Annotated in this window: 5 protein-coding genes; 1 reads left to right on the top strand and 4 read right to left on the bottom strand. The window is 73.1% G+C overall.

The window, feature by feature from the left end; genetic code table 11:
* Positions 1-4 precede the first annotated feature (4 nt).
* The 4 genes from VA596_RS31700 to VA596_RS31715 form a co-directional block, all read right to left on the bottom strand.
* Entirely contained in the window at positions 5-8887 is an 8883-nt protein-coding gene (locus VA596_RS31700) for a type I polyketide synthase (RefSeq protein WP_458364024.1), read from the bottom strand.
* 76 nt (positions 8888-8963) lie between these two features.
* Complete coding sequence (locus tag VA596_RS31705) at positions 8964-17063, bottom strand: type I polyketide synthase (protein ID WP_323331877.1); 8100 nt, start codon at positions 17061-17063, stop codon at positions 8964-8966.
* A 196-nt stretch (positions 17064-17259) separates the two neighbouring features.
* Complete coding sequence (locus VA596_RS31710) at positions 17260-17916, bottom strand: response regulator transcription factor (protein ID WP_323331878.1); 657 nt, start codon at positions 17914-17916, stop codon at positions 17260-17262.
* Positions 17880-19217, bottom strand: coding sequence for a sensor histidine kinase (locus VA596_RS31715; protein ID WP_323331879.1), 1338 nt, complete (start codon positions 19215-19217; stop codon positions 17880-17882). Before VA596_RS31715 ends, VA596_RS31710 begins: the two co-directional genes overlap by 37 nt.
* Positions 19218-19401: 184 nt before the next feature.
* Between VA596_RS31715 and VA596_RS31720 the strand changes: the two genes are divergently transcribed.
* Positions 19402-20073 carry a VC0807 family protein gene (locus VA596_RS31720; protein WP_323331880.1) on the top strand — a complete coding sequence of 224 codons (672 nt, stop codon included), beginning with the start codon at positions 19402-19404 and terminating at the stop codon, positions 20071-20073.
* The last annotated feature ends 40 nt before the right edge of the window (positions 20074-20113 follow it).

Here is a 20113-nt window from a genome sequence, read left to right on the forward strand (position 1 = left end):
TCGGTCACGAGGTGCCGAACTTCTTGTCGATCAGCGCGAAGATCTCGTCGTCGGTCGCGTCGTCCAGCTCGTCGCCGAGGGCGGCGGGGACGTCCGCGGCCTGGTGCCAGGCCGTGCCCAGGTCCTTCAGCCGGGTGCCGATCCGGGTGCGGGTCTCGTCGTCGGGGGCCAGGTCCGCCAGCTCGTCCGGGCCGAGGGCGGCGAGCGCCGCCTCGAGCCGGTCCAGTTCGTCCAAAAGGGACACCGGGCCGGGGCCCTGCGCGGGCATCAGCTCGGCCCGCAGGTGCGCGGCCAGGGCCCGCGGGGTCGGGTGGTCGAACACGAGCGTCGCGGGCAGGGACAGCCCGGTCGCCGCGTCCAGCCGGTTGCGCAGCTCCACGGCGGACAGTGAGGTGAAGCCGAGTTCCTTGAAGGGCCGGGCGGGTTCGATCGCGCCGGTGTGCCCGAGCACGAGGCCGGCGGTCTCGCGGACGAGGTCCTCCAGCAGCCGGGTGCGTTCGGCGTCCGGCACGGCGGCGAGCCGTTCGGCGAACCCGCGTTCGTCCACCGTGGACACTTCCGGTTGTGGCGCGAGGTCGGCCAGCAGCGGGCTGGGCCGCGACGCGGTGAACCCGGGCGCGAACACCGGCCAGTCGATGTCCGCGACGGCGACGAGCGCGGACGGTTCGGCGACACCGAGCGCGGTGACGGCGACCCGCGGGTCCATGGCGGTGAACCCGGCGCGGCCGAGCCGGTCGCCGACCGCACCGGCGGCCATGCCCTCGCCGCCCCAAGCGCCCCAAGCGATCGAGGTGGCGGGCAGGCCGTCCGCGCGGCGCTGTTCGGCGAGCGCGTCGAGGTAGGCGTTCGCCGCGGCGTAGGACGCCTGACCGGCGTTGCCGACCGTCCCGGCGAACGCGCTGAACAGCACGAACGCGCTCAGGTCGCCGGTCAGCTCGTGCAGGTTCGCGGCCGCGGTCGCCTTCGCCGCCACGACGTCGGTGAAGCGGTCGGCGGTCAGCGCGTCGAGCACCCCGTCGTCGAGCACGCCGGCGGTGTGGACCACCGCGCCGACGGGGTGGTCGGCGAGGAACGCGGCCAGCTGGGCGCGGTTCCCGGCGTCGCACGCAGCGATGGTGACGTCGGCGCCGAGGCCGGTCAGCTCGGTTTCGAGGGCGGCCGCGCCAGGAGCGGCGGGGCCGCGGCGGCTGATCAGCAGGAGGCGTTCGACCCCCTGCCCGGCGAGGTACCGGGCGACGGCCGAGCCGAGCGCGCCGGTGCCGCCGGTGACCAGCACCGGACCGGCGCCGGCCCAGTCGACGTCGCCGCGTCCCGGGCGGGCCGGGGTGAGGCGGCGGGCGAACAGGCCGTTCGCGCGGAGGGCGAGCTGGTCTTCGCCGGTGCTCCCGGTCAACACCGCCGCGAGCCGCTGCGCGTCGACGTGCTCCGGCAGGTCGATCAGGCCGCCCCAGCGGCGCGGGTGCTCAAGGGCGGCGGTGCGGCCGAGGCCCCACAGCATGGCCTGGTCGAGCCGCGACGGCCGGTCGGCGGGGTGGGTGGCGACGGCGCCGCGAGTGGCGACCCACAGCGGTGCGTCGATGCCCGCGTCGCCGAGGGACTGCAGCAGCGTGGTGGTCACCTGCGGGCCGAGGCCGCCGAGGGCGAGCACGCCGTCGACGTCGTCGAGGGAGGCCAAGCGGATGGTCAGGGTCTCGCGGTCGGTGTCGTCGGTTTCGAGGACGGTGACCGAGCCGGCCTTGGCGAGCGCGTCGATCGCCGGATCGTCCGTCTCCCCCGGCGGGACGACCACCAGCCACGCGCCGAGGTCGCCGGGTACCGGCTCTTGCACTGGCTGCCAGGTGACGCCGTAGCGCCAGGTGTCCACTGTGGACGTCTTGGCGGCGCGGGGTGCGGTGGTTTCGAGCCAGAACCGTTCCCCCTGGAATGGGTACGTGGGCAGGTCGAGCAGCGGGCGTTTGCCGCCGAAGACGGCGGCCCAGTCCGGCTCTGTTCCAGCGATGAACAGCGTCGCCAGGGCGGTCCGGAGCGCGACGGGTTCTTCGCGGTCACGGCGTTGCGCGGCGACGAACACCGCGGGCGTCGTGACGCAGTCCTGGGCCATGCCGGTGAGCACGCCTTCCGGGCCCAGCTCGACGAACGTGTCGATGCCGGAGGCTTCCAGGGTGCGGACGCCGTCGAGGAACCGGACGGCTTCCCTGACGTGCCGGACCCAGTAGTCCGCGTTGAACTCGGCGATCGGTTCGCCGGTGACGTTGGAGACGATCGGTATGACCGTCTGACCGTATGTCAGAGACTCAGCTATGCCGCGGAACTCCGCCAGCATCGGGTCCATGAGGGGCGAGTGGAAGGCGTGGCTCACCGTGAGTCGCTTGGTCTTGCGGTCCGCGAAGTGCTCTGCCACGGCTTTTACGACTGCCTCGTCGCCGGAGATGACGGTCGAGTTCGGACCGTTGAGCGCGGCGATGGTCACACGGTCAGACAGGTGTGGCGTGACTTCGGCTTCGGTGGCCTGGATCGCGACCATCGCACCGCCTTCCGGCAGCGCCTGCATGAGACGTCCGCGCGCGGCGACCAGAGCCGCGGCGTCGGCGAGCGACAGGACGCCCGCGACGTGCGCCGCGGCCAGCTCGCCGATCGAGTGGCCGAGCAGCTGCTGCGGGGTGATGCCCCAGTGTTCGAGCAGGCGGAACTGGGCCACTTCCAGGGCGAACAGAGCCGCTTGGGTGTAAGCGGTTTCGTCGAGCAGGGTGCCGGCCTCGGCGAACATGACCTCCTTCAGTGGGCGGTCCAGGTGGGCGTCGAGGTGGGCGCAAACCTTGTCGAGCGCGTCGGCGAACACAGGGAACTCGCGGTACAGCTCACGGCCCATGCCTGGACGCTGGCTGCCCTGGCCGGTGAACAGGAACGCGATGCGGCGGCTCTCCGAAGCTTCGCCGGTGGGCACCGAAGCCGCGCCCTCGGCTAGGGCGGTCAGGCCGGCCAGCAGTTCGGTTCGGTCGGCCGGGACCAGTGCGGCGCGGTGCCGGTGTGCGGCGCGGGTGGTGCTCAGCGCGTACCCCAGCTGAGCCGGTGAAAGGTCCGGCGATGCGGTGACCTGCGCGGCGACGCGAGCCGCCAGCGCCCGTAAGGCCGGTGCCGATCGGGCGGACAGCACGACCGGGCCGTCCGAAAGGGACTCGCCGGGTACGTCGAGGGTCGGGGGCGCTTCCAGGACGACGTGGGCGTTGGTGCCGCCGATGCCGAACGACGACACACCCGCGCGGCGCGGGCGTCCGGTGTCGGGCCATGGCGTTGCCTCGGTGAGGAGCGCGACCGTGCCGTCGCTCCAGTCGACCTCGGGGGTCGGCTCGTCGACGTGCAGGGTCTTCGGCAGTACGCCGTGGTGCATCGCCAGAATCATCTTGATGACGCCGGCGACTCCGGCCGCGGACTGCGTGTGGCCGAGGTTGGACTTCACCGAGCCGAGCCAGAGCGGCGCGTCCGCGCGGTCTCGGCCGTACGTCGCGATCAGCGCCTGCGCTTCGATCGGGTCGCCCAGCGAGGTGCCGGTGCCGTGCGCCTCGACGGCGTCCACATCGGACGGTGTCAGGCCGGCGTCGGCCAGTGCTTGGCGGATCACACGCTGCTGGGACGGGCCGTTCGGGGCGGTCAGGCCGTTCGACGCGCCGTCGGAGTTCACCGCGCTGCCACGCAAGAGCGCGAGGACGCGGTGGCCGTTGCGCTGCGCGTCCGACAGCCGTTCCAGCAGGATCAGGCCGACACCCTCACCCCAGCCGGTGCCGTCGGCACCCGCGGCGAACGCCTTGCAGCGGCCGTCGGCGGACAGGCCGCGCTGGCGGGAGAACTCGACGAACGCGCCCGGCTTGGACATCACCGTCGCGCCGCCGGCCAGGGCCAGCGAGCACTCGCCGTTGCGCAGGGCCCGGGTCGCGAGGTGCAGCGCGACCAGCGACGCCGAGCAGGCGGTGTCCACCGTGACCGCGGGGCCCTCCAACCCGAAGGTGTAGGCGACGCGGCCGCAGACGACCGAGGCCGCGTTGCCGGTCAGCAGGTACCCCTCGACGCCCTCCGGCGATTCGTGCAGGCCGGGTGCGTAGTCCTGGCCGTTGGTCCCGACGAACACGCCGGTTTCGCTGCCCCGCAACGAATCCGGGTCGATCCCGGCGCGTTCGAACAGCTCCCACGACGTCTCCAGCAGCAGCCGCTGCTGCGGGTCCATCGCCAGCGCTTCACGCGGCGAGATGCCGAAGAAACCGGCGTCGAACTTGTCAGCGTCGTAAAGGAATCCGCCTTCGCGGGCGTAGCAGGTGCCCTTGTGGTCGGGGTCCGGGTCGTAGAGCGCGTCCAGGTCCCAGCCGCGGTTGGCCGGGAACGGCGCCATCGCGTCCCGCCCCGCGGCCAGCAGTTCCCACAGGTCCTCGGGACTGCCGACCCCGCCGGGATAACGACAGGTCATCGCGACGACGGCGATCGGGTCGTCGGCCACGGCCTTGACCACCGGCGCGACGGTGCTCTCCCCCGCCTCGCCGCCCAGCATCGCGGCCAGTTCGGCCGGAGTCGGGTGGTCGAACGCCACCGTCGCGGGCAGCTTCAGCCCGGTCGCGGCGCTGAGCCGGTTGCGCAGCTCGACCGACGTCAGCGAGTCGAAACCCAGCTCGCGGAACGCGCGGCGCGGTTCGATCGCATTCGGCGAACCGTGCCCGAGCACGCCCGCGACGTGCCCCCGCACCAGGTCGAGCAGGAAGCGCTCGCGGTCGGCGCCGGTCAGCGCGGCCAGCTGCCCGGCGAACCCAGCGGGCGCCGGGGCATCTGTGTTGGATGGTGTGAAGCCGCCGAGCAGAGGGCTCGGCCGGGACGCGGTGAACGCCGGGACGAACCGCTCCCAGTCCACGTCCGCGACCACCGAGACGGTGTCACCCTGCTCGATCGCCCGCGTGATGCCGGTGACGGCGAGCGCGGGGTCCATCGCAACGAGGCCGTCGCGGCGGAGGCGGTCGCCGCGCAGGGTGTCGTCGGCCAGGCCGCCGCCCGCCCAGTGGCCCCAGCCGATCGCGGTGGCCGGGAGCCCGTCGGCCGCGCGCTGCTCGGCCAGGGCCTCCAGGAACGCGTTCGCAGCGGCGTAGTTGGCTTGGCCCGCGTTGCCGACCGTGCCGGCGAAGGAGGAGAACAGGACAAACGCGTCGAGGTCGCCGGTCAGCTCGTGCAGCGCGAGGGCCGCGTCGAGCTTGGGGCGCAGGACGTCGTCGAAACGGCCGTCGGTCAGGGACGCGATGACGCCGTCGTCCAGGACGCCGGCGGTGTGCACCACCGCGGTGAGGTCCAGGCCGTCGAGCAGCGCGGCGAGGGCGTCGCGGTCGGCGACGTCGCACGCGGCGATCGTCACCTCGACGCCGAGCGCGGTCAGCCTCTCGCGCAGTTCTTCGGCGCCCGGGGCGGACGCGCCGCTGCGGCTGGTGAGCACGAGGTGCTCGGCACCGTTCGCGGCCAGCCACTCGGCGACCTGGCCGCCGAGCGCGCCGGTACCGCCGGTGACCAGCACCGTTCCCCGCGGCTGCCAGCCCTCGGCGGCCGGACGCGCCTTGGCCCGCACGAGCCGGCGAGCGAACACGCCGGAGTCGCGCACGGCGAGCTGGTCCTCGCCGGTTCCGGCCAGCGCCGCGGCGAGCCGGGCCGCGGCCCGCTCGTCGAGGGTCTCCGGCAGGTCGAGCAGACCACCCCAGCGGTCCGGCTGCTCCAGCGCCGCAACCCGGCCGAAGCCCCAGGCCAGGGCCTGGTCGGGGTGCCGGACGCGGTCGCCGCGGCCCGCGGTGACCGCGCCGGACGTGATCGTCCACACGGGAGCTTCAAGATCAGCCTGCAGCAGCTTCGTCGTGGCGGTGAGCGCTTCCCGGCCGTCACCGACCAGGGAGACGATCCCGGCCAGCGGTTCGTCGGTCGGCTCGCGGCGGACGTCGGCGCCGTGCGCGGTCAACGCGTCGGCGACGCCGAGGTCGTCCTCCCCCAGCACCAGCCAGACGCCGGACAGCTTCGTGCGCTCGACGTCGACCGGTTCCCAGGTGACGCGGCAGCGCCAGCCATCCACAGTGGACGAGTCCAGGTGACGGCGGCGCCACGCGGCGAGCGCGGGCAGCACGTCGCGGAGGGTGTCCTCCGGCAGGCCGAGGTCGAGGTCCGCGCGGTCGACGGCGTCCCAGAACCCACCGTCCGAGCCACCCGCGGTCGGCGCGGGGGCGTCCAGCCAGTACCGGTCACGCTTGAAGGCGTAGGTCGGCAGGTCGACCACCTGGCCGCCGCCGAACACCTTCGCCCACTCCGGCGAGATGCCGCGGACGTGGGCGTCGGCCAGCGCGGTCAGGAATCGGCGGAGGCCACCTTCGTCCCGGCGGAGGGTGCCCAGCGCGACGCCGAGATCGTCCACAGTGTCCTGGAGACCGATCGTCAGCACCGGGTGCGGGCTGCATTCGACGAACACCGAGTGGCCGCGGGCGAGCAGCGCGCGGGTGGCGTCCTCGAACCGGACCGTGTTGCGGAGGTTGTCGTACCAGTAGCGGGCGCCGACGATCGTGGTGTCGATCGGCTCGCCAGTCACCGTGGAGTAGAAGGGGATTTCGGACGTGCGCGGCTGGATCGGGCCGAGCACGTCGAGGAGTTCGGCTTCCAGGGACTCGACGTGCGCCGAGTGCGACGCGTAGTCCACCGGGACGCGCTTGGCGCGGATCTCGCGTTCCGCGCAGCAGTCCATCAGCTCGTCGAGGGCGTCCGCGTCCCCGGAGACGACGGTCGAGCGCGGCCCGTTGACCGCCGCGACCGAGATCCGGTCGTTGATCAGCTCGGTGACCTCGGCGTGCGGCAGCGGGATCGAGACCATGCCACCACGTCCGGCGAGCGCCAGGATCGCCTTGCTGCGGAGGGCGACCACGCGGGCACCGTCCTCGAGGGACAGCGCACCGGCGACGACCGCGGCCGCAATCTCACCCTGCGAGTGGCCGACCACGGCCGACGGCTCCACGCCGTACGACCGCCACAGCGTCGCCAGGGAGACCATCACCGCCCACAGCACCGGCTGCACGACGTCGACCCGGTCGAACCCGGGCGCACCCTCGACACCCCGCAGGACGTCCGTCAGCGACCAGTCCACAAAGGACGACAGAGCGGCTTCACACGACGCCATCCGGGCCGCGAACACCGGCGACTCATCGAGCAGCCCGACGGCCATGCCGGCCCACTGGGAGCCCTGGCCCGGGAAGACGAACACGGACTTCGCTCCGCCACGGGCCGAACCGCGCACCGCGGCCGGGACAACGTCGCCGCGTCCCAGCCCGGCCAGGACGTCGACGGCCTCTTCACGAGAGGCAGCCGCGAACGCGACCCGCTCCGGCAGCGCCGCGCGGGTCGTCGCCAGCGACCAGGCAAAATCGGGCAGTTCGACGTCCGGGTCGGCCAGCCGCTCGGCGAGCCGGGCGGCCTGCTCGGTAAGCGCTTCCGCCGACCGGGCCGACAACACGACCGGAACGACACCGGAAGCACCAGAAGCGAGAGTCTCGACGGAAGGCGCCTGCTCCAGCACCGCGTGCGCGTTCGTGCCACTGACCCCGAACGACGACACCGCCGCGCGGCGCGGCCGGTCGGCCTCGGGCCACGGCCGGGCTTCGGTGAGCAGCTCGACGGCCCCGGTGGACCAGTCGACGTGCGGTGTCGGCGCGTCGACGTGCAGGGTCCGCGGCAGCGCGCCGTGGCGCATCGCCATGACCATCTTGATGACACCGCCGACACCGGCGGCAGCCTGGCTGTGCCCGATGTTGGACTTCAGGGACCCGAGCCACAGCGGCGTCTCGCGCTCACGGCCGTAGGTGGCGATCAGGGCCTGCGCCTCGATCGGGTCGCCCAGGGTCGTCCCGGTGCCGTGCGCTTCAACGGCGTCCACTTCGGACGGCGTGAGCCGCGCGTTGGCCAGCGCCTGCCGGATCACCCGCTGCTGCGCGGGGCCGCTCGGTGCGGTCAGGCCGTTGGACGCGCCGTCGGAGTTGACCGCGCTGCCGCGGACGACGGCGAGGACCCGGTGCCCGTTGCGCTGCGCGTCGGAAAGCCTTTCCAGCACGAGCATGCCGGCACCCTCGGCCCAGCCGGTGCCGTCCGCGGCGGCGGCGAACGGCTTGCAACGGCCGTCGGCGGACAGCCCGCGCTGGCGGGAGAATTCGATGAACGTCGCGGTCGTCGACATCACGGCGACCCCGCCGGCGAGGGCGAGCGTGCACTCGCCGGACCGCAGAGCCTGGCCGGCCAGGTGCAGCGCGACCAGCGAAGACGAGCACGCCGTGTCGACGCTGACCGCGGGCCCTTCGAGGCCGAGGGTGAAGGCGACCCGGCCGGACGCGACGCTGCCCGCGCTGCCGTTGCCGAGGTAGGCCTCGACGTCGGCGGGCGCGTGCGGCAGCCGGGAGCCGTAGTCGTGGTACATCACGCCGGCGAACACCCCGGCGCGGGTGCCGCGCACCGACTCCGGCGGAATGCCCGCGCGTTCCAGCGCCTCCCACGAGACCTCGAGCAGCAGGCGCTGCTGCGGGTCCATCGCCAGCGCCTCGCGGGGCGAGATGCCGAAGAACTCGGCGTCGAACTCGTCGGCGTCGTGCAGGAAACCGCCTTCGCGGGCGTAGAACGTGCCCGCGTGGTCGGGGTCCGGGTGGTAGAGCTCGCCCAGGTCCCAGCCGCGACGCTCGGGGAATCCGCCCACCGCGTCCCGGCCCTCGTCGACCAGCTCCCACAGGTCCTCGGGCGAGCGAACGCCGCCGGGGTAGCGGCAGCTCATCCCGACGATGGCGATCGGTTCGGCGTCGCGCTCCCGCTCCTCGCGCAGCTCCCGCCGGACCTGCCGGAGATCGGTGGTCACCCGCTTGAGATAGTCCCGCAGCTTGTCCTCAGTGGACATTCAGCTCACCCCAGCCCGTCGGCATGTCGCCCATCCCTCACACAGTCCCGAGTTCGCTGTCGATCAGCGCGAACATCGCATCGTCGTCGGCGGTGTCGATCTCGACGTCGTCCGCCGGGTGCTCGTCTTCGGTCCATTCGGCCAGCAGGGCCCGCAGCCGCGCGGTGATCCGCGCGCGGTCGGGGTCACCGGAGTCCACCGTGGACAGTGCGCCGCGCAGGTGGTCCAGCTGCGCCAGCACCGGCAGGTCCGACACCGACGGCGCGGCCGGCGCCAGCTCGGTCAGCACGTAGCCGGCCAGGGCGCGCGGGGTCGGGTGGTCGAAGATCAGCGTCACCGGCAGGCGCAGGCCGAGCGCCGCGGTGAGCCGGTTGCGCAGTTCGACCGCGGTCAGCGAGTCGAAGCCGATCTCCTTGAACGCCTGGTCGCCGTCGATCGTCGCGGCCGACGCGAAGCCGAGCACGGTCGCGGTCTCGGCCAGCACGGCGTCCAGCGCCAGCTGCGGCCGGTCCGCGTCCGGGGCCGCCGCCAGCCGGCCGGCCAGCGACGCGGTGTCCACCTGGTCGTCGGCCCGGCGGGACGGGGTCCGGATCAGCTCCCGCAGCAGCGGCGGGACGTCCCCGCCGGCCCGCGCCCGGAGCGTGGCGAGGTCCAGCCGGGCCGGGACGAGCGTGGCGTCGGCCTGGCGCAGCGCGACGTCGAACAGCGCGAGTCCTTCGGCGCTGGGCAGCGCGCCCACCCCGGACCGGGTCATCCGGCTCAGGTCGGCGTCGGCGAGGTGGCCGGTCATCCCGCTGCGCTCGGCCCAGAAACCCCAGGCCAGCGCGGTGCCGGCCAGGCCGCGGGCCCGGCGCCGCGCGGCCAGCGCGTCGAGGAAGGCGTTGGCGGCGGCGTAGTTGCCCTGCCCGGCGGTGCCGAGTGTCGCGGCGACCGAGGAGAACAGCACGAACGCCGTGAGCGGCCGGTCCGCGGTCAGCTCGTCCAGGTGGACGGCCGCGTCGACCTTCGGCCGCAGCACGGCGGCCAAGCGCTCGGGGGTCAGCGAGGCGAGGACGCCGTCGTCGAGCACCCCGGCCGCGTGCACCACGCCGGTGAGGTCGGGCAACCCGTCGAGCAGTCCGGTCAGGGCGGTGCGGTCGGCGGCGTCGCAGGCGGCGATCGTGACGTCGGCGCCGAGCCCGCGCAGCCGCTCGGCCAGCTCCGGCGCGCCCGGTGCGTCCAGGCCGTTTCGGCTGGTCAGGACCAGTTTGCGGACGCCGTGCCCGGTGATCAGGTGCTCGGCCAGGAGTGCGCCGAGGGTGCCGGTGCCGCCGGTGACGAGGACCGTGCCGTCGAACACCGGCAAGTCACCTTCGACGGGCTTGACCCGGCGCAACCGCGGCACGTACGTCGTACCGTCCTGCACGGCGAGCTGCGGCTCCCCCGAGGCGAGCGCCCGCGGCAGGAGGTCTTCCTCGTCCGGGGTGACGTCGGCGAGCACGAACCGGCCGGGGTGCTCGGACTGCGCCGCGCGGATCAGGCCCCAGACCGCCGCGGCCGCCGGGTCGTCCGCCCGGGCACCCGAGGTCAGCAGCACCAGCTGAGCCGCTGCGAAGCGCTCGTCGGACGTCCACCGCCGGGCCAGGTCCAGCGCGCGGGCGGCGGCCGCGTGGGTCCGTTCCGCCAGGTCAGCCGCCTCCGGGGCGATCCGGACGACGACAAACCCTTCCGGTGCTTCTTCGAGGTCGTCACACCAAAGGACGGTGGAGTCCACTTCGGACGGTGCGAGTTCGGTCCAGTCCACGCGGAACAACGAGTCGGGCGCGGCGCCGGTGAGGGTCCGGGTCAGCGGGCGCAGCAGCAGGGAGTCCACTGTGGCCACGGGGGCGCCGGTCTCGTCGGCTACGGCGAGCGCGAGTTCCCCGTCGCCCACGGTCAGCCGGACGCGCAACGCGGTCGCGCCGGTGCGGTGCAGCGTGATGCCGCGCCAGGAGAACGGGATGCTGCTCGTGCCGTCGGCGCCGATCAGGACGTCGTGGCCGGCGGCGTGCAGCGCGGCGTCGAGCAGGGCCGGGTGCAGCCCGAACCGGGCGGCGTCGTCGGTCGGCAGGACCACCTCGGCGTAGACGTCCCGGCCGGAGCGCCAGGCCGCGCGCAGGCCCTGGAAGACCGGGCCGTAACCGAACCCGGCGTCCGCGAGGTCCTGGTAGAGCGCGTCGACGTCGATCGGCTCGGCCGCGGGCGGCCAAGCGGCCAAAGACACCGCGGTGGCGGCCGACGTGCCGAGGACGCCGGTCGCGTGCCGGGTCCAGTCGCCCTGGTCGTCCTGGCGGGAGTGGAAGGTGATCGCGCGGCGGCCGTCGTCGCCGGCCGGGGCGACCGCGACCTGCACGGTGACCGCGCCGCGCTCCGGCAGGAGCAGCGGGCCCTCCAGGGTCAGCTCTTCGAGCGCGTCGCAGCCGGTGTCCTCGGCCGCACGTAACGCCAGCTCGACGAACGCGGTCCCGGGCAGCAGAACGGTGTCGAACACGGCGTGGTCGGTCAGCCACGGGTGGGTCCGCTGGGCCAGCCGCCCGGTGTAGAGCAGGCCGCCGGTGCCGGCGAGCCGGACGGCGGCGCCGAGCAGCGGGTGCCCGGCCTCGCCCAGCCCGGCCGAGGACAGTTCGCCCGCGCCCGCACCGGCTTCGAGCCAGAACCGCTCCCGCTGGAACGGATACGTCGGCAGGTCTTCGACGATCCGGCCGCCGGGCAGCACCGTGCTCCAGTCCGGGGTGGCGCCGCAGACGTGGGCCTGCGCCAGCGCGGTCAGGAACCGGGTGGGCCCGCCGTCGTCGCGCCGCAGGGTGCCGACGGCGACCGCGTCCGCGCCGAGTTCGTCCACAGTGTCCTGGACGCCGATGGTGAGGACGGGGTGCGGGCTGCACTCGACGAACACCGAGTGGCCGCGCTCGGCCAGCTGGCGCACGACCGCTTCGAACCGGACCGTGTTGCGCAGGTTCTCGTACCAGTACCGGGCGCCCATCACGGTCGTGTCGAGCGGGTCACCGGTGACCGTCGAGTAGAACGGCACCTCCGCAGCGCGCGGCCGGATCGGCGCCAGGACGTCCAGCAGTTCGGCTTCCAGGGACTCGACGTGCGCCGAGTGCGACGCGTAGTCCACCGGGATCCGCTTCGCCCGGATTTCCCCGGTCTCGCAACGGTCCATCAGCTCGTCGAGCGCGTCGGCGTCCCCGGAGACGACGGTGGACCGCGGGCCGTTGACCGCCGCCACGGAGATCCGGTCGTCGATCAGCGCGGTCACTTCGTCGTACGGCAACGGGATCGAGACCATCCCACCTCGTCCGGCGAGCGCCAGGATCGCCTTGCTGCGCAACGCGACGACCAGCGCACCGTCCTCAAGGGACAGCGCTCCTGCGACGACAGCGGCCGCGATCTCACCCTGCGAGTGCCCGACCACAGCGGACGGCTCGACGCCGTGCGCACGCCAGAGCGCGGCCAGAGAAACCATCACCGCCCACAGCACCGGCTGGACGACGTCCACCCGGTCGAATCCTGGCGCGCCTTCGACGCCCCGCAGGACGTCGAGTAGCGACCAGTCCACATGGGACGCGAGTGCGTCCGCGCACTCCTCGAGCCGAGCCGCGAACGCGGGCGACGACTCGGCCAGCTCGACGGCCATCCCGGCCCATTGCGAACCCTGGCCCGGGAAGACGAAGACCGTCCGGCCGGAACCGCGCACCGAACCCGTCACGACGTCAGGCGAGCTGCCGCCGGCCGCCAGTGCGGCGAGCTGCTCCCGGAGGTCGGTACCGAGCAGCACGGCGCGCTGGGGGAACCGCGCCCGTGTCGACGTCAGGGTGTGCGCGATGTCCACATCGGACACCGTCGTGTCGTTGAGATAACCCAGGAGGTTCTTCGCCTGGTCCCGCAGTTCACCGTCGGTGCGTGCGGACAGGACAACCGGGAACGAACCGTCGATGGCCTGCGGCGCAACCGAATCGGGCGCCTGTTCGAGCACGGCGTGGGCGTTCGTGCCGCTGACGCCGAAGGACGACACCGCGGCCCGGCGCGGTCGGCCGGTCTCCGGCCAAGGACGCTCCTCGGTGAGCAGGGCGACGCTCCCGGCGGACCAGTCGACGTGCGGGGTCGGCTCGTCCACGTGCAGCGTGCGCGGGAGGACGCCGTGGCGCAGGGCCTGGACCATCTTGATCACGCCGCCGATGCCCGCGGCCGCCTGCGTGTGCCCGATGTTGGACTTCAGCGACCCCAGCCAGAGTGGCTCGGAACGGTCCCTGCCGTAGGTCGCGATGAGTGCGTCGGCCTCGATCGGGTCACCCAGGGTCGTCCCGGTGCCGTGGGCCTCGACGGCATCGACGTCCGATGTGGACAGTCCGGACGCGGCGAGCGCGCGGCGGATGACGCGTTGCTGCGAAGGACCGTTGGGGGCGGTGAGCCCGTTGGACGCGCCGTCCGAGTTGACCGCCGAACCGCGCAGCACGGCCAGGACTTGGTGGCCGTGACGCTGGGCGTCGGAAAGCCGTTCCAGCACCAGGACTCCGGCGCCCTCGGCCCAGCCGGTGCCGTCCGCGGCGGCGGAGAACGCCTTGCAGCGGCCGTCGGCGGACAGGCCGCGCTGGCGGGAGAACTCGATGAACATGCCGGGCCGGGACATCACCGCAGCCCCGGCGGCCAGGGCCAGCGAGCATTCACCGGCGCGCAGGGCCTGGGCCGCCCAGTGCAGCGCGACCAGCGAGGACGAGCACGCCGTGTCGACGGTGACGGCTGGTCCTTCGAGGCCGAACGTGTAGGCCAGCCGGCCCGAGACGACGCTGCCGGTGGTGCCGGTGAGCAGGTAGCCGTCGGCGCCGCCGGCCGCTTCGTGCAGCCGCGGGCCGTAGTCGGTCGCCATCGCGCCGACGAAGACCCCGGTGGCCGTGCCGCGCAGCCCGGCCGGGTCGAGACCGGCGCGTTCAAACGCCTCCCAGGTCAGCTCCAGCAGGACCCGCTGCTGGGGGTCCATCGCGACGGCCTCCCGCGGCGAAATGCCGAAGAACGCGGGATCGAAGTCCGCGACGCCGTCGAGGAACCCGCCACCACGGGCGTAGGTCGTGCCGGCGTGTTCCGGGTCGGGGTCGTAGAGCGCGTCGAGGTCCCAACCGCGGTCGGCCGGGAAGTCACCGATCGCATCGACACCCTCGGTGACCAGCCGCCACAGGTCTTCAGGGGTCCGGACGCCGCCGGGATAGCGGCAGCTCATGGCCACGATGGCGATCGGCTCGTCGCTCGCGGCGACGGCCTCCGCGGCGGCCTCCGGAGCGCCGGTCAGCTCGGTTTCGAGGTGCCGGGCGAGCGCGGCCGGCGTCGGGTGGTCGAACAGCACGCCGCTGCCGAGCCGCAGGCCGGTCACCTGGCCGAGGTGGTCCCGCAGCTCGACCGCGGTGAGCGAGTCGATGCCCAGTTCCTTGAACGTCCGGTCCGCGTCGACGTCGTTCGCCCCGGCGTAGTCGAGCACCAGCGCGACACCCGCGCGGACGACGTCACCGAGCCGGCGGTCGCGCTCGGCGGCGGGCAGATCCGCGACGCTCTGCGCCCACGACCGTTCGGCGGCGGGGACCGCGGTGCGCGCAGGGCCGTCGAACCAGTGCCGAGCGCGCTGGAACGGGTAGGTCGGCAGGTCGACGCGGTTACCTCGGTCGCCGTAGACCGCAGCCCAGTCGACGTCAGCGCCGTGGACGTGCAGCTGTGCCAAGACATTGTGGAAGGTGAACGTCTCGTCGCGGTCCCGGCGCAGAGTAGCGGCGAAGGTGCCGGAGACGCTCTCGCGGGCCATCGCGCACAGCACGCCGTCCGGTCCCAGCTCGACGAACACGGCGTCGCCGACAGCGCTTACAGCGTCGGCGAAACGGACGGCCTCGCGCACGTGGCGCGTCCAGTAACCCGCGTCGGCGAGTTCCTCTGCGGTGGCGAGACGGCCGGTGAGGGTGGAGACGATCGGAATCCGCGGCTCTCGGTAGGTCATCCTTTCGGCGACGGCACGGAAGTCGTCGAGCATGGCGTCCATGTGCGGTGAGTGGAACGCGTGGCTGACGCTCAGTCGCTTGGTCTTGCGGCCTTCGAACCGCGCGGCGAGGGTCAGAACCGCTTCCTCGTCACCGGAAACTACGACCGACTCGGGACCGTTCACCGCCGCGATGCTCACCGCGCCGGACAGCCACGGGGTGATTTCGGCTTCGGTCGCTTGGATCGCGAGCATCGCGCCGCCACCCGGCAACGCCTGCATCAGCCGGCCGCGCGCCGCTACCAGCTCGGCCGCGTCGTCGAGCGAAAGCACCCCGGAGACGTGGGCGGCGGCCAGCTCACCGATCGAATGTCCCAAAAGGACAGAAGGTCGGACGCCGAAGCTCTCCAGCAACCGGAACAGCGCGACTTCGAGGGCGAACAACGCCGGCTGGGTGTACTGGGTCTGGTCGAGCAGTCCCGTAGGCTCGAACAGTACGTCGAGCAACGGCACGTCGAAGCGCGCACAGACGTCGTCCAGTGCGGCGGCGAAGACCGGCTCGGTCGCGTAAAGCCCCTGTCCCGCACCGGTTCGCTGACTGCCCTGACCGGAGAACAGGAACGCGACCGGACGTGCGTCCCGCGTGGTCCCGCGGACCACCGAGCGCGACGCACCCCCGGCGGCGAGGACGTCGAGCGCCCCCGCGAGATCACCGTCCGGCACGACCACCGCGCGGTGGTCTAGGGACGCGCGCGTCGTCGCCAGGGAGTACCCGACGTCGACCGGGTCGTGCGCGGCCAGTCGCTCCCACAACGACTTCGCCTGCGCGGCCAGGGCTTCCGGTGACCGGGCAGACAGCACCAGCGGCAGCGGGTCGCCGCCGCCCGTGCGGCGCGCCGGCTCCGGGGCCGCGGCGAGCACGACATGGCAGTTGGTGCCGCCCATGCCGAACGAGCTGACCCCGGCCAGCCGGTGCGGCCCGGTCCACGGCGTCGGCTCGGTTGTCACACGCAGGTTCAACGCGTCGAGAGGAATGTCCGGGTTGGGCGTGGCGAAGTTGAGGCTCGGCGTGATCTCGCCGTGCCACAGGCACAGCACCGCCTTCAGCAGCCCGGTGATGCCCGCGGCGCCTTCCAGGTGGCCGACGTTCGTCTTGGCCGAACCGACGAGCAGCGGCGTGCCGCCCGCGCGGGCCGTGCCGATGACCGCGCCGAGCGCGGCGGCCTCGATCGGGTCGCCGACGCGCGTGCCGGTGCCGTGCAGCTCGACGTACTCGACGTCACCCGGCTCGGTGCCGGCCCGCTCGTGCGCCAGCCGCAGCACCTCGCGCTGCGCGGATTCACTCGGTGTGGTCAGGGTTTCCGCGGTGCCGCCGTTGTTCACGGCCGTGCCGCGGATGACGCCGTAGACGCGGTCGCCGTCGGCGAGGGCGTCGGCGAGCGGGCGCAGCACGACCAGGCCGCCGCCTTCGCCGCGCACGTACCCGTTGGCTCGGGCGTCGAAGGTGAAGCAGCGGCCGTCCGGCGACAGCCCGCCGAAGCGGGACGCGCCGACCGCGCTGCCGGCGATGAGGTTCAGGTTGACCCCGCCCGCGAGCGCCACCGCGGATTCGCCGCGGCGCAGGCTTTCGCAGGCCAGGTGCACCGCGACCAGCGACGACGACTGTCCACTGTCGACAACGAGGCTCGGCCCGCGCAGGCCGAGGGTGTAGGAGACGCGGTTGGCGATCACGCCGCGGTGCGAGCCGGTCAGCGAGTGCTGGGTGCTCACGCCGTGCTCGGCGAGCAGGTGGGCGTAGTCGTCCCAGATGGCGCCGAAGAAGACGCCCGCGTTCTCGCCGTCGAGGCGGGACGGCGGCAGGCCGGCGTCCTCCAGGGCCTCCCAGCTCAGCTCCAGCATCAGCCGCTGCTGCGGGTCCATCACCGCGGCTTCGCGCGGGGAAATCCCGAAGAAGGCGGCGTCGAAGCCGTCCACGTCGTCGAGGAAGGCACCGAAGCCGGTGCCGGGCGCGTCGTCCGGCCCGGTCCAGCGCCCGGGCGGAGTCTCGGTGACCGCATGCCGGCCGTGGCGCAGCAGGTCCCAGTACGCCCCCGGTCCCGGCGCGGCGGGCAGGCGGCAGGCCATTCCGACGATCGCGATGCCGAACTCAAGCTTGGACAAGGCGAGTCCTCCACAGATCGCGGACGGGCGGGAGCTGCCGCGACGAGCCCGTCACACGGCGTGCGAACGCCCGACGTTCGTCGTGAACAGGCAAAACGCTACTGAGCCCCGACCAGGCCAGAAACCCCTAGCGGGGCCCCTAGGCACCCTGCACGTCACCCTGCGGGACAAGGGAAAACGCCCGCTCGCCCCTGGGTCAGACGGCCTTGCCGCGGTTGAGGTAGGTGAGCACCGCGAGCACCCGCCGGTTGTCGTCGTTGGACGGTGGCAGGTTCAGCTTCGTGAAGATGTTCGAGATGTGCTTGCCGACCGTGCCGTCGCTGAAGTTGAGGCTCTGCGCGATGCCGGCGTTGGACCGGCCCTCGGCCATCATCTCCAGCACCTCGCGCTCGCGCGGGCTGAGCGTCTCGAAGGGCTCGTTACGCGCCTGGCGCGCCAGCAGCTTCGCGATCACCGTCGCGTCCATCGCGGTGCCGCCGGCCGCGACCCGCCGCACCGCCTCGACGAACTCCTCGGCGTCGCCGACGCGGTCCTTGAGCAGGTAGCCGACGCCGCCGGCGCCGTCCTGCAGGAGTTCGTTGGCGTACAACTGTTCCACGTGCTGGGACAACACCAGCACCGGCAGCCCGGGCACCTGCTTGCGCGCGGCCAGCGCGGCCTGCAGGCCTTCGTCGGTGAAGCTCGGCGGCAGCCGGACGTCGACCACGGCCACGTCCGGGCGGTGTTCCAGCAACGCCTTCAGCAATTCGGGCCCGGTTTCCACCGCGGCGACGATGTCGAAACCGTGCGACTGCAGCAGCAGTGTCAAGCCGTCCCTCAGGAGAGCGAGGTCTTCGGCGAGCACAACGCGCACGGGATCTCCAAACTCACGCGGGTCGGTCCGCCGGGCCGGCTGACGACGCTCAGACTACCGTCGAAGGCTTCGAGCCTTTGGGTGATCCCGCGCAGCCCGGACCCGGCGGCAAGATCGGCCCCGCCGCGGCCCTCGTCCACCACCGCGCCACTCAGCAGCCCGTCGGCGAACCGCAGCCGCACGGTGACGTCCCGGGTTTCGGCGTGCTTGACGACGTTGGCCAGCGCCTCGCACACGCTGAAGTACACGGCCGCCTCCACCGCCGGTTCGAACCGGCCGGGCAGCTCGATGTCCATGGTCGCGTCCAGCGGCAGGTCCAGCACGAACGCCCGCAGCGCGTCGCGCAGCCCGCGCTCGGCGAGCACCGGCGGGTGGATGCCGTGCACCAGGTCCCGCAGCTCCTGCAGCGCCTTGCTCGACGAGTCCCGCAGCTCGGTCACCAGCTCCTTGGCCCGGCTCGGGTCGCGGTCGATGAACTGGGACAGCGCGGCCAGCTTCATCCGCATCGCGACCAGCCGCGCCTGGGCGCCGTCGTGCAGGTCGCGCTCGATCCGGCGCAGCTCGGCGGCCTGCGTGGCCAGCGCGTCCGCGCGGGTGCGGGTCAGCTGCTGGACGCGGTCGTTGAGCTTCCCGCGGGGTCCCGGCTTGAGCAGCAGGGACGTCCACTCGCCGCGCAGCCGCAGCAGCGGTCCGGCGAAGGCGACCCCGGCGGCGACGCACGCGAGTCCGACGGCGATCTGCAGTGGCACCTCCGTGCCGCCCAGCCACGCAAGCTCGCCGACGACCCCGGCCGCCTGGCCTGCGGCCAGCACCACCGCGGCCAGCCCGGCCAGCACCAGCAGCACCGGGAACAGCGCGAGCGCGCCGCCGACCACCGGGTCGGCCAGCAGCCAGGCCAGGTCGCGCCAGGTCGCCGGGTCGCCCCAGATCCAGCGGACCCGCAGCGACACCGCCGCGAACCAGCGGCGCTTGTGGTAGTCCTTCCCGCTCCAGTACCAGCCGTGCTCGGTGCGCTCGAGGCTCGGCCGCGGCCGGTAGGGCACCGCCACGGGCACCCCGGACCAGCGCCCGGACAGCTCGCGCGCGGTGTTCGCGATCCGCCGGATCAGCACCGTGACCAGCAGGAACAGCGGGAACATGCCGAGCCCGAACCACAGCACCAGCGAGACCAGGGTGGCGATCGCGAGCGCCGCTTCGCCGAAGTTGAGCAGGCCGAGCGCGGCGCCGCGCGCGAGGTCCCGCGGCGCCTGCCGCAGCCGGGTGGCCACGGGCGCGCCCACGGCGACCGCCGTGTCACTCATGTCGGTACCTCCTCCGGGCGTGCCACCCGGTCAGTCTGACTCACGGAGTGTGTCCGGGCGGAGACGGATACCACCCCTGTCCGCATAAAGAAAACTCCACCTCGGTCGGGGTAGAAGAGGGGTTCTGACGAGATCCACGGGCTTCTAGGTTGGAAACACACCACCGACGACCTGGGAGAACCCGATGACCACCACCGCCCCGAAGTCCAGCGCAGCCGGCGCCATCGTGACCAACCTGGTCGTCGACCTGGTCGCCCCGATCGCCCTCTACTACGGCCTGCGCGCCGCCGGCGTCGACCAGCTGCTCGCCCTGCTCGCCGGCGGCGCCGCACCCCTGGTCCACGTGATCTGGCAGGTCGTGCGGACCCGCAAGGTCGGCGGCCTGGCGCTGTTCACCCTGACCATCCTGGTGCTGAGCGTCGCCGCGTCGTTCCTCACCGGCAGCGAGCGGTTCCTGCTGGCCAAGGACGGCTGGCTGACCGCCGTCGCCGGCCTCTGGCTGCTCGGCACGCTCCGCACGAACCGCCCGTTCATCTACGAGGCCGCGCGGCCGATCGCCGACGCCAAGGCGAAGACGCCCGAAGACACCTGGACCCACCGCTTCGCCACTTCGGAGAGCTTCCGCCACGGCATGCGCGTCGTCACCGCCGCCTGGGGCATCGCGCTCGTGCTCGACGCCGTGGTCCGCGGGGTCATGGCCTACACCCTGCCGGTCGACCTGGTCCCGGGCCTGGGTGGCGCGCAGTACGCCGTGCTCTTCATCGGCCTGCAGATCTTCGGCCAGGTCTACGGCCAGCGCACCGGCCTGATCGGCGACAAGAAGAAGAGCGCCGCGGCCGGCACCGTCACCGCCTGACCCGCCTCGCCCCGCCCGCCGGTGATCCGGACGAAACCTC

The organism is Amycolatopsis heterodermiae (assembly GCF_034929455.1).
Taxonomy (GTDB): Bacteria; Actinomycetota; Actinomycetes; order Mycobacteriales; family Pseudonocardiaceae; genus Amycolatopsis; species Amycolatopsis heterodermiae.

Excerpts from the sequence above, each read along its gene's own strand:
- VA596_RS31715 (WP_323331879.1), bottom strand. The coding sequence starts at position 19,217 with ATGAGTGACACGGCGGTCGCCGTGGGCGCGCCCGTGGCCACCCGGCTG.
- VA596_RS31720 (WP_323331880.1), top strand. The coding sequence starts at position 19,402 with ATGACCACCACCGCCCCGAAGTCCAGCGCAGCCGGCGCCATCGTGACC.